Genomic DNA, 10,443 nt, shown 5'->3' on the forward strand with positions numbered 1-10,443 from the left:
CTCGTTCCTCTTTAAAATGTGTACGACAGCTCTTTTCGTCTGTGAAATGAACTCCAAAATCAAATATATTCATAATCAACTGTTTTAATATCAAGTGAATATACGATAATTATTTCATTTTAGGGCTGTTTGCGGATATACAATATAAATTTTAATAGAAACAGCTTATTTTAAAACACTCCTAATGAAATTAAAAATTATAGCAATAAAAAAAATACGTCACATAAACATTTCAAAAACCAACAACTTGTATTTGGCATAACGGAGTACACAATTTATAAGTAAAATAACTTTTTCAAAACAATTTTAGATGAAATTGAAATACATACAAGTTGCTTTTTTAGCTATTGTTTTTTTAGTTGGCTGTAAACAGGAAAAAAAACTACCTGAAGATCTTTTGATTGGCAAACATAAAATACAAGCAATGCTCAACAAAAACCCGAACAATGTACTTTTCAACCACTTTTACGTTGTTTTGGACAGTAGCACCTATGCCCTGTTACGCTCTAATACATTTTTAAATGAACAGTATGCAGGGATGGATCGTGGTATGCCCCACTTTAATAAAATAAATGATACCGTTACCAATATCTATTTGCGTGGCGAAACCCATTATCTGGAAATTTTGGGACCAAATAACAGTTTTAAAGAACCTGTTGGGCAAATCGGCATCGGCTTTTCGTTGGGCGAACAACAGCCGTTTTCCTTAAACAAAAGCCCAGAGTTTATAGAAGAAGGAACAAAGTTTTTACGAGCTTGGGACACAGCTTCATTTACGATAAAAGATAAAAGACAAATTTGGTACAAAGCTTTTTATACCTTTGGGATGAAGACCAATCTATATACCTGGTATTCCTATTATAATCCTGAATTTTTGGAGGCCATAGATGGAGAAAAACGCAATGTTTATACGCGAGAGGATTTTTTAAAAAAGGCCTATGTTCCAGAAAAATTATTTAAGAATGTTGTGTCCATTACGTTGAACTGTAATTTGGCAGACCAATACCGAATCGGCAAGGAATTGCAATTACTGGGCTGCACCCTTGAAAAGAAAGAAGGGGAAGACCTCATTTTTAAAGCAGGTGATATTTACATCAAGCTTATTTTGACAAGATATAAGGAAAAAAGCCAACTTTTACAGATGGAAACCACACTCAACCGAGAGGATAACAGAACGCTGAAAATTGGCACTATTACCATTAAAACGACAGGAAAGAAATCCTTTTGGACCTTTCAGTAAAATGCATTTTTCAGAGGGTCAAATTAAATAAATAATCGAATTATTAATCTAAAAAAAGAAAACAATGAAAACCAAAATGTTAAGTATTGTAGCACTAAGCTTTGTATTGTCTATAGGTTGCAAAGAAAACAAAAAAACCGAAACTCAAACCAGTATGGCTACCGAGATGGAAAATGATTCCACAGCAGCATCCATTACTATTGAAAAGTTGGAAGGCTCGCCAAAATATGCAGATGCTTCCCTTAAAATGACGAAACCTACCAAGATGGAAATCGACAAGGCTGGAGAAATTGATTTTGCCTTTGAGGTCAACAATTATGAACTGGGCGAACAGACCGATAGCCCTTTGGCAGCTAAGCTGGCCAATTCAGATAAGGGGCAGCACATCCATTTTATTTTGGATAATCAGCCATATTCCGCCCATTATGAATCTGATTTTAAAAAGGAAATGCCATCAGGAACACACTATCTTGTTGCATTTTTGAGCCGTTCGTACCACGAGTCAGTCAAGAATGAAAATTCCCTAGTGACGAAAAAAATAATCTTAGGAGGGGCCACAGATGATATGAACGTCAATTTTGAGGAACCTACCTTAATCTACAGCCGCCCCAAAGGCGAATACAGTGGTGCGGATACTGAGAACCTCTTGCTGGATTTCTTTCTGTTGAACACCACCTTGTCCGATAGTGGCAATAAAGTACGCGCCACCATCAATGGGAAAGAATTTATGATTACCGAATGGGCTCCACAGGTCATTAAGGGTCTGCCAAAAGGAGAGGTTACGATTAAACTTGAACTATTGGATGCCGAAGGCAATTTATTACCAGGCGGCTTTAATGAGGTTACTCGAACAGTAACCCTTAAGGAATAATGGATAGCCAATTTCTTAAAATAAAAAAACCGTGCAGTAACTGTACGGTTTTTACCTTTAAAATGAAGCTATAAGTAATTATTGCTACTCCATATCGCTATCTGTCTCCATTCCTTCTGTCATTATTTCTTTAATGTCTTGATGCTCCTTCATCATCATCTCGTGTTCTTCTTCCATGGTGGCATGCTCTTTCATCAACCTGTCGTGGTCTTCTTCAATTTGTTTGAGTTGCGCCTCCATTTCTACTTCGCTAAGTTGATCAAAGTCGGCTTTGAGCTGCTTGTGTCCCGCAATAAGATCTGCGTGGCTCTCTATGATGGCATCGTGACTTTTAAGAATAACCTCGTGCTTGGCCAAATCTCCCAATAGTGTGGAATCCTGCACTTCCATCCCCTTGAGTCGTTCCGTGAACTTCTCATGCTCTGTCATCATTTCTTTGTGAATTTCCTCAAATTTTTGGTGGGAGGCCTCGATACTGTCGCTTTCTTTCATCAAAGTCTCAGATTGTGCGGTAAGGTCTTTCTTTTTGTTGTCGCAACCAACTAACATCAAAGCCGTTGCAAATAATAGAATACATACTTTTTTCATAATTTTTGTTTTAATGGTTGTAGTAAATTTAAGAATAAATTAATTGGAATTTTATTTTAACTCTCAAAACTATTTTATCGATTATCGATCAACCTATAGCCCATCGTCAATTGTCCCTTGCCCTGCCAATCCACAAAATCATAGGGATATCTAAAATCCCTTTTAATATCAATAAGGGCTTTGCCGTCTATGAGCTACTTATCAAACCATAGGTAATGCTGGCTTCAAAATCTCCAAAATCCAATGCAACACCGTCAACGGTTCCTTTTGGACTAAAGAGTTTTTCGAAAGTATAAAAGGGTTTCGTTTCTTCAGCAAAAACCACTCACTTCCTTTCTCGAAATAAAGTTTGGAATCTTTGTCTATGCCAATATTTGAATAGGAAGCGGGGACATTATTTTCTTGTGCCAAGCCTGAAAGGGTAATGCCCAATAGAAGTGTGGGAAGTATCTAATTTTCATTTCTTGTAAAAATGAGGATTGAAAGGAAGTTGAATGTAAAGATAAAGCTAACAATTTGCGCAAATACCATTAATAATCGTACTGATGTGTTTGGATTGAAAACCTTTTGGAAGTGGGATTAATTCCGCTTCGTCATTTTCTATACAATAGGTGTTTTTGCAATGGTTGCATATAAAATGATAGTGGTTATGTCCATCGCCAAATCTGCCGAACGCATATTTGGTAATTCCGGAAGCATCGTCTATACGATGCAAAAGCCCTGTTTCCTCAAAACTTCCTAAGGTTCTATAAACGGTGGATTTATCAAATTTTTTATTGAAGGCTTTTTCTATATCAAAATAGGATTGTGCGCAGTCAACGGTCATAAAATGACTTAATAGCGTAATCCTTACAGGTGTTTTCTTTAAATGGACATGAGCTAACGCATTTTCAACTTTTAGTTTTTGCTGTTTCATTACTTTTGTTGATTAAGTTTAATTATTTTCCAATCTTCCCGTTGCATTTTCAAGAATATAATTACAGTGGTTGATGTCATCCCCGTTCAGTTTAAAAGTCCCCGTAATAGTAACAATATCATCGGTCTTAAAGCTTAGCTTCTTTGTAAAGCGAACTTCCATGATGGTCTCCGGACCTCCCATTCCACAAAAAAAACAGCTTGCCATCGGATTTTCAGAGACAAGGTATACCCTACTTGATGGATCGATATTCAAAATATACCCTTTGATTATTATTTCAACATTTTGAAGTTTATGGAGTGACGCGCCAAAAGTAGGGGTTAGGAAATAGGTGTCTTCCTCTGGGAAATATTCGTCCGCAAAGGAAACATCGCTCAAGGTTTTCCAAGTTATTTTTTGTTGTCCTAAGGCTGTTGCGCTGAACCAACAAAGTAATATTGCAATAATTAAATTAGTTTTCATCGGTCAAGATTTTTGAAACATTCAACTTAAATAAGGGCAACGTTGCCAAAAGGGTAGCAAAGATCACTAAAATACATAATGTTAAAAGTAAGTACAATTTTTCCGGCTGAAAACTAAAGGGAGCAAGTTCAAATTTAAATCTATCATCAAGTACGCCCTTGAAAATGTAAAGCCCCACTTTGCTCAAAAAACCCGCCCAAAGCATAGCCCAAAATGGATAGCAGGAATCCTTCATAGAAAACGCAGCACAATAGCTGCACCCTAGAAGCTCCATAAACACTCATTAGTGCAAGCTCATAATGGCGGTCCCAAACAACCCTATATAGGCTCATAAAAATACTAAATACCGAAATGATCAAAATTGCCACTGCTATCCAGCCTATAATCAGCACTCCTACACCCGTAAAATTGAAAAGCCCTTTCAGTTCATAACTGGTTAGGGCTGCCTGCATATTGGTAGTAGCATTAACTTGTCGCGGGAGCTGCAATTGTGCCAATGGGTTTCTGAATGTTACCAAAAGGGCCGTAGTTTCTTTAGGATGATTGGAATGGTCTTATTTTGCCCCATCCATTTCGTGTTCTTCCCCTTTTAAAGATATGCCCTCTTCGCTCACTTTATGGTTATGTTCCTCGTGAAGTTCCCAGACCGTTTCTAAAGGTGTTTCAATCAGGTTATTCAGCACGCTGTGTGTTTCTACCAAAATCCCGACTACGATTAATTGATGCTCGTTGTGCTCTTCCAATGTGTTTTCGACCAAACCGTGGGCGCTAAAGAAAGTATCTTTTAACTTCAGGTCCAATGTTTTTGCCACACCTGCTACCAAAACAGCCTCAAAGGGCTTTTTAAAATCCTCTCCTTCCGCTAAACTTCCCTTGTACATTTTTGCAAAATCGGTCGTGGAACCTATGATGCGATACCCTTTGAAATTGTCGCCATAAGAAATGGGAACCGCACTTTTAAGACCAAATTCTTAAAGCTGATTTGTATCAATTTCATAGCTCTAAAGTATTTGAAAAGTAAGGCTTGACCCGTTGGTCGTGAGTAATAACCAACAAATGTGCTCCTACTACCTCCGCAGTATTATGTAGAAGAGAAAGAACCTGGGCGCAGTTACTATCGTCAAGGGCAGAGGTCGGCTCATTGGCAAGGATAAGACTAGGACGGCTTATGAGTGCAATCGCTATGGAAAGGCGCTGTTTTTGCCCTTCGCTCAATTCAGCTACTTTTGTGTGTTTAAAAGGTGTCATTTCAAGAGCATCCAGAATTGTTTCCATCTTCTTGGTTTCGACTCCTGCTTTTGAGAAATAAAGTTTGCTCTCGATATTCTCAATAACGTTCAACGATTTTATAAAGTGGGGTTTTTGGAAAACCATCCCGATGTTTTTAACGCGGTACAAATCCTTTTTGCCGCTCCCCAAGTACACTCAACTCCTTACCGTTGATTGTAATACTCCCGCTATTGAGGCGCAAAAGCAATCCCAACAAATGTAACAGGGTGGTTTTTCCTACACCAGATTTGCCCAGAATAAGTAAATGCTTTTGGTCTGCCAAGGTAATATCCGGTAAATCGAATGATGGGCCCCTAGGATAGGAAAAATGGAGTTTATGAGTGCTTAACATTCCTCGTTTTTTTCAAATGTAATCAAATATAAACTAAATGCAATTGAGTTGCATTTAAAAAACATAACATTTATATTTGTTAGCTAAAATTCCATAGGATGAAACTAAAAAACCAAACCATTGACCTTATTGCGCTGACCAGTTCGATCATTTGTGCGATACATTGTGCAGCGATACCCATACTCCTTTCTTTTTCAGCATTGAGCAGTATTCATTTTTTACACAACCCCTTAATAGAATGGTCTTTTATATCCTTGGGTGTTATTTTGGTAGTGGTGTCTTTATGGCCTAGCTACCGAAAAATACATCAACGCAGTATGCCATTGTGGTTGGCTGCAATCGGTTTTGTATTTATTGGTATTAGCCGCTTGGATTTTTCGTTATGGTGGGAAACCGGGAACACGGTTTTTGGCGCTTGTTTAGTAAGTTATGCCCATTACAGGAACTGGAAGCTTTTAAGTGTAAAACCGCATTTGCATTGACTTGTGGGAGGTAAAAAAATATTGCAGCCACGTTTAATTTAACGGTACAATAGATTTGAATTAGTCACACTTTTATTTGTTCCAAAGAGATGCCCTCTACATATACTTTGTAGGGGGCATTTTATTTATTGATCATGTAACATAGCACAATAAAAATTTTTATATTTTGTTGCTTTGTTTTTACTTACAAAACACCATTGTTATTCCAAACTTACCAATATGCCAAATAACAAAGAACTCATAGAAATTGCAAAATTGTTTTTTAAGCTTGGGAGTATTGCTTTTGGTGGACCAGCAGCTCACATCGCAATGATGGAAGATGAAGTTGTCAAAAAAAGAAAGTGGATGACACAAGAACACTTTCTCGACCTGGTGGGTGCAACCAATTTAATTCCGGGTCCGAATTCAACTGAAATGACAATGCATTGTGGACACGAACGCGCAGGTTGGAAAGGGCTCTTCGTTGCAGGATTTTGTTTCATTTTTCCTGCGGTCGTCATAACTTCTGTTTTTGCTTGGCTTTATCAACAATATGGTCAATTACCAAAAGTTGAGCCTTTCATTTACGGAATTAAACCAGCAGTTATTGCAATAATCATAATGGCGGCTTTCCGACTTGGAAAAAAAGCGGTAAAAAACATGGAACTTGCAATTTTAGGTATTATTACTTTAGTTGCCTGTTTATTCGGGTTGAACGAAATAATCGCTCTTTTTGGTTGCGGTTTGCTTGGCTTGGGTATTTACTTCTTCAAAAAAAATACAGGAAATTTAACAAGCTTTTTTCCTCTATTACTCTTTCAGCTTGTCGACCCTTCAAAAATTGGTGTTCTGAAAATATTCTTAACGTTCTTAAAAGTTGGCGCAATTCTTTACGGTAGCGGTTATGTTTTATTTGCATTTCTCGATACAGAATTAGTTGCAAACGGATGGCTTACAAGACAAGCATTAATTGACGCAGTTGCTATTGGACAAATAACGCCAGGACCGGTTTTGTCTACTGCAACGTTCATAGGATGGCAAATGAACGGAATTACAGGTGCACTTGCTGCAACTATAGGTATTTTTCTTCCTTCATTTCTTTTCGTGCTAATATTAAATCCGTTGATACCGAAAATGCGGCAATCAGAAATCTTAGGAGCAATTTTGGACGCAGTAAATGTTGCAGCTATTGCATTGATAATTGCAGTTAGTGTGGAAATGGCAAAAGACACGCTAACAGATTGGCGTACAATTTTAATTGCTGTTGCAAGTTTGATTGTGGTGTTTGTTTTCAAAAAAATGAATAGTGCATTTATAGTTTTAGGAGGAGCAGTAATAGGATATTTATTGACCTTGATTTAAAAATAGGGCCAAAATAAGCCTGTGCTCAATGCCATACACATTTGCAATTCCCTAAAGCCACCACGCCAGCAATCCCGAAACTTCGGGATCAAAATAGGATGTCTTGCCAACGTACGCATCCGAACAAACGAGAAAGAAGATGATCTAAATAACAAAACGTGGGAAAGCCTGTGGGCAATAACTTATAGGGGCATTGTGTTTGACCCAAAAGTTAATACCTTTCAGCCAAGTTCAGTAATAAACGGAAAATTATCCCCTATTTTTCCCTTATACAAGACCATTGTGTTAATGCAAAAAAAAAGTAACAATTAAAAAACATAGCCGTCTGTAATTTAAACAGTCAAAATTTAGAAATGAATAAAAATAGCTTCCAAAAAATTCCCAACGACCTGCCTTCATAGATCTTGACCTTCATTTCTTTTTAATTGTTTTTTTGCATCGATTGTTTCTTTCGCTTCCAAATACGCTTCTTTGGTAATTTCGCCTAAGGCATATCTTTTTTGCAGAATGCCCAATGGGGGTTTGACTGTCAAACGGAATATATTTATCGGCCGCCTTTTTGTTTCCATAAGACGCAACAAAAATCCAGATGACAACGAACATCCAAATGACCCACCAAACAAAGTGCATTCCCTAATAATGGTCGTTATCACAGTCCATATTATCGTTTTTTAATGTCTTGTAAATTTGCTCTGTAATGCTCAAATGATATAATTGCTAATTAAGCGAATATTCAAAAAATCTAAATCCGGAAGACATAAAAATATACTCCAAAATTAAGGAGATAACATGGATTCTAGCAATAAAACACATTCGATAAATTATAATAACCTTTCCGAATGTATTGATACCATACTTAGTTCAAACAAAAGCTCTAATCCTCAAGAAGGTAATGTTTTCTGATTTCTTTCTCAATTTTCTCATCGCATAACCTAGTTAACACATCTTTAGCCATGGCACTATAGTACTCCGCTTTTGCATGATCACCAATAATTTTGAAAACTTTCGTAAGTTTAAACATAGAAGGAATATGCATACTGTTTATTTCTAAACAAATTAAATATTTACCTATTGCTTCTTTATAAAAGTTACCGTGAACTAAATCGTTGGCCTTTTTAAAGTGCGTTTCTATTTCTGTTATTTCTGTTATTTCATTGTTAATTTTTAATTGAATAATGACATCTGTTCTGGTTGTCATAAAAGAACAAGGTACCTCACGGGTAACTTTTTCCGTTACACTACCCATTACAAATCTGTTTATTCCTGAGCGACCGTGCGTTCCCATAACTAGTAAATCATGCCCCTCCTCTTTAATAGTTTCTAATATTTCAATGTGCGCGGCTCCAGATTTGATATCTATTTTATGGTTTATGCCTTTTAAATCAAAATCCTTGATAAATTCATCCATTTTATTTTTGGTCTCTTCTCGTCTATGAGAATTTATTTCATTGATATCTACTTTAAATCTTGGTGATAAATGTTCATAAGGCTCAAAAACACCTAAAATAGTTAAATTCGCATCAAAAAATTCTGATAATAAAATGGCATTATTGAGTGCGTATTTAGAAGGTTCTGAGAAATCGATAGGACACAATATATTATCTAATTTATTTTCCTTACCAGACTTAACGACCCACACTGGTATATCTGATTGCCGCATTAGTTCTGCGGCTGTACTGCCTCGCTTAAATTTTTCCTTTTCATTTTTGTTGCCACAACCAGTAAGAATGAGATTAACATGTTCTTTGGCTGCCATTTTAAGTATACTATCAACAGGTTTTCCATATTCTATTATTGGCTCACTAACTTCTACACCCTCTTTCTCAAAAATAGCTTTTATTTTGTTTAGGGTTTCAGTAGCATAGTCAATAACAATCTGTTTTATCGCATCATTTAATCCTTCATCAGGAAGTACATGCATAATGAAAATTTTGGAATCACATAATTTAGCGATTTTCATGGCCGAATTCAATTGTTCTTTTGTGTCGATATTGACATCAACTGGGAATAATATTTTTTCGAGTAGTATCATGTTCTATAATTTGAAATTATTAACTCTTTTATAAATTCTATATCATTGTTGTCCGGTAAAAGACACAAGACCGCTTCGCTTTTAGAACCAATCCCGAAAGCTTTCGGGAAAGACTTGATTCTAACTACCTGACAAACAGATATATCTTAAAATGAAAAATGGCTTCTCTATCTCCTTAAATTATTTCTAAAAAGCAGGGGGTCATTTTAAAAAACTAGTGAAACCCTTCATGCCAAAAAGATTTATTAAACTAAACTATTTTTAATCGGACACTAATGATTCTATATTCTAAATCAATTAGTGTTGGATTAAAATTAAATATCACCTTATGAACCTAGATTATTATGCGGGTTTAGAGCGTTTTCAAACTTACTCCTTATTTTCAACACTATCTTTTTTCTTTCAGAAAAAATAAATAATCTATCGCGTGGCCGTTCTTAGCGAGGTATTTAAAACTTAGTCTAACCTCTAACCTCTAACCTCTAACCTCTAACCTCTAACTTCTAACCTCAAGCCTCTAACTTCTAGCGTCTAGCGTCTAAAAACAAAGTGGTCTAATATCTTTTATCGGGCAACAATGATTCTAAACTGTTCCAATACATGGGATGGTTTATGCATTGCCTATAACTGTTTTTGCATTTCTGCACCATACCTCCTGCAAATCCCACTTTTTACGATCGGCGTACATTCTAAGGGTTGGAATTCCTACATAAAGCGTGACTATTTTTATTAAGCCGCTTTATTGATTAAATTTTCTAATTTCAGTTGCATTTCCAATGGTGTTCTATACCCCAAGGTTGAATGGATCCTTTTGGTGTTGTACCAGCTTATATATTCTACCAGGCACGCATGCAGCTGTTCACTCGACGCAAATCTATATCTATTTGTAC

The 10,443-nt window shown here is 36.4% G+C and carries 14 protein-coding genes; 4 read left to right on the forward strand and 10 right to left on the reverse strand.

Annotated elements, in window-relative coordinates; translation table 11 throughout:
* Positions 1–310: 310 nt before the first annotated feature.
* A complete protein-coding gene (locus tag ESY88_RS19650) occupies positions 311–1,240 on the forward strand; it encodes a DUF5829 family protein (protein WP_147088411.1) in 930 nt (309 codons plus the stop codon).
* A gap of 64 nt (positions 1,241–1,304) precedes the next feature.
* Complete coding sequence (locus ESY88_RS19655) at positions 1,305–2,111, forward strand: hypothetical protein (protein ID WP_147088412.1); 807 nt, start codon at positions 1,305–1,307, stop codon at positions 2,109–2,111.
* An 84-nt stretch (positions 2,112–2,195) separates the two neighbouring features.
* Here ESY88_RS19655 and ESY88_RS19660 read toward each other — a convergent pair whose 3' ends face one another.
* The 7 genes from ESY88_RS19660 to ESY88_RS21770 form a co-directional block, all read right to left on the reverse strand.
* Positions 2,196–2,699: a hypothetical protein gene (locus ESY88_RS19660; protein ID WP_147088413.1), complete on the reverse strand. Its 504-nt coding sequence runs from the start codon at positions 2,697–2,699 to the stop codon at positions 2,196–2,198.
* A gap of 508 nt (positions 2,700–3,207) precedes the next feature.
* Positions 3,208–3,615: a Fur family transcriptional regulator gene (locus tag ESY88_RS19665; protein ID WP_147088414.1), complete on the reverse strand. Its 408-nt coding sequence runs from the start codon at positions 3,613–3,615 to the stop codon at positions 3,208–3,210.
* Positions 3,616–3,633: 18 nt separating this feature from the next.
* Positions 3,634–4,077, reverse strand: coding sequence for a hypothetical protein (locus tag ESY88_RS19670; RefSeq protein ID WP_147088415.1), 444 nt, complete (start codon positions 4,075–4,077; stop codon positions 3,634–3,636).
* A gap of 146 nt (positions 4,078–4,223) precedes the next feature.
* Positions 4,224–4,595, reverse strand: coding sequence for an FtsX-like permease family protein (locus tag ESY88_RS19675; RefSeq protein WP_147088416.1), 372 nt, complete (start codon positions 4,593–4,595; stop codon positions 4,224–4,226).
* A 36-nt stretch (positions 4,596–4,631) separates the two neighbouring features.
* Complete coding sequence (locus ESY88_RS19680) at positions 4,632–4,958, reverse strand: ABC transporter permease family protein (protein ID WP_147088417.1); 327 nt, start codon at positions 4,956–4,958, stop codon at positions 4,632–4,634.
* Positions 4,959–5,070: 112 nt separating this feature from the next.
* The gene (locus tag ESY88_RS21765) at positions 5,071–5,451 is read right to left on the reverse strand and encodes an ATP-binding cassette domain-containing protein (RefSeq protein ID WP_147088418.1); all 381 of its coding nucleotides are present in this window, start codon (positions 5,449–5,451) and stop codon (positions 5,071–5,073) included.
* A 10-nt stretch (positions 5,452–5,461) separates the two neighbouring features.
* Positions 5,462–5,698 carry an ATP-binding cassette domain-containing protein gene (locus ESY88_RS21770; protein ID WP_147088419.1) on the reverse strand — a complete coding sequence of 79 codons (237 nt, stop codon included), beginning with the start codon at positions 5,696–5,698 and terminating at the stop codon, positions 5,462–5,464.
* A 98-nt stretch (positions 5,699–5,796) separates the two neighbouring features.
* Between ESY88_RS21770 and ESY88_RS19695 the strand changes: the two genes are divergently transcribed.
* Positions 5,797–6,180, forward strand: coding sequence for a MerC domain-containing protein (locus ESY88_RS19695; RefSeq protein WP_147088420.1), 384 nt, complete (start codon positions 5,797–5,799; stop codon positions 6,178–6,180).
* Positions 6,181–6,399: 219 nt separating this feature from the next.
* Positions 6,400–7,521 carry a chromate efflux transporter gene (chrA, locus tag ESY88_RS19700; protein WP_147088421.1) on the forward strand — a complete coding sequence of 374 codons (1,122 nt, stop codon included), beginning with the start codon at positions 6,400–6,402 and terminating at the stop codon, positions 7,519–7,521.
* Positions 7,522–7,916: 395 nt separating this feature from the next.
* Here the strand turns inward: chrA and ESY88_RS21230 are convergent, their stop codons facing one another.
* The 3 genes from ESY88_RS21230 to ESY88_RS21970 all read right to left on the reverse strand — a co-directional run.
* Entirely contained in the window at positions 7,917–8,054 is a 138-nt protein-coding gene (locus ESY88_RS21230) for an SHOCT domain-containing protein (RefSeq protein ID WP_189702668.1), read from the reverse strand.
* Positions 8,055–8,395: 341 nt separating this feature from the next.
* A complete protein-coding gene (locus ESY88_RS19705) occupies positions 8,396–9,553 on the reverse strand; it encodes a universal stress protein (protein WP_147088422.1) in 1,158 nt (385 codons plus the stop codon).
* Positions 9,554–10,282: 729 nt separating this feature from the next.
* The coding region (locus tag ESY88_RS21970) for an IS3 family transposase (protein WP_147087245.1) at positions 10,283–10,443 on the reverse strand (161 nt) is incomplete at its 5' end.

This window comes from Subsaximicrobium wynnwilliamsii, from assembly GCF_007997225.1.
Lineage (GTDB): Bacteria > Bacteroidota > Bacteroidia > Flavobacteriales > Flavobacteriaceae > Psychroserpens > Psychroserpens wynnwilliamsii.

Bases quoted from the DNA above. Each gene is read 5' to 3' on its own strand.
- ESY88_RS19650 (WP_147088411.1), top strand. From the start codon at position 311: ATGAAATTGAAATACATACAAGTTGCTTTTTTAGCTATTGTTTTTTTA.
- ESY88_RS19665 (WP_147088414.1), bottom strand. From the start codon at position 3,615: ATGAAACAGCAAAAACTAAAAGTTGAAAATGCGTTAGCTCATGTCCAT.
- ESY88_RS19670 (WP_147088415.1), bottom strand. From the start codon at position 4,077: ATGAAAACTAATTTAATTATTGCAATATTACTTTGTTGGTTCAGCGCA.
- ESY88_RS21765 (WP_147088418.1), bottom strand. From the start codon at position 5,451: ATGGTTTTCCAAAAACCCCACTTTATAAAATCGTTGAACGTTATTGAG.
- chrA (WP_147088421.1), top strand. From the start codon at position 6,400: ATGCCAAATAACAAAGAACTCATAGAAATTGCAAAATTGTTTTTTAAG.
- ESY88_RS19695 (WP_147088420.1), top strand. From the start codon at position 5,797: ATGAAACTAAAAAACCAAACCATTGACCTTATTGCGCTGACCAGTTCG.
- ESY88_RS21770 (WP_147088419.1), bottom strand. From the start codon at position 5,698: ATGTTAAGCACTCATAAACTCCATTTTTCCTATCCTAGGGGCCCATCA.
- ESY88_RS19680 (WP_147088417.1), bottom strand. From the start codon at position 4,958: ATGTACAAGGGAAGTTTAGCGGAAGGAGAGGATTTTAAAAAGCCCTTT.
- ESY88_RS19705 (WP_147088422.1), bottom strand. From the start codon at position 9,553: ATGATACTACTCGAAAAAATATTATTCCCAGTTGATGTCAATATCGAC.
- ESY88_RS19660 (WP_147088413.1), bottom strand. From the start codon at position 2,699: ATGAAAAAAGTATGTATTCTATTATTTGCAACGGCTTTGATGTTAGTT.
- ESY88_RS19655 (WP_147088412.1), top strand. From the start codon at position 1,305: ATGAAAACCAAAATGTTAAGTATTGTAGCACTAAGCTTTGTATTGTCT.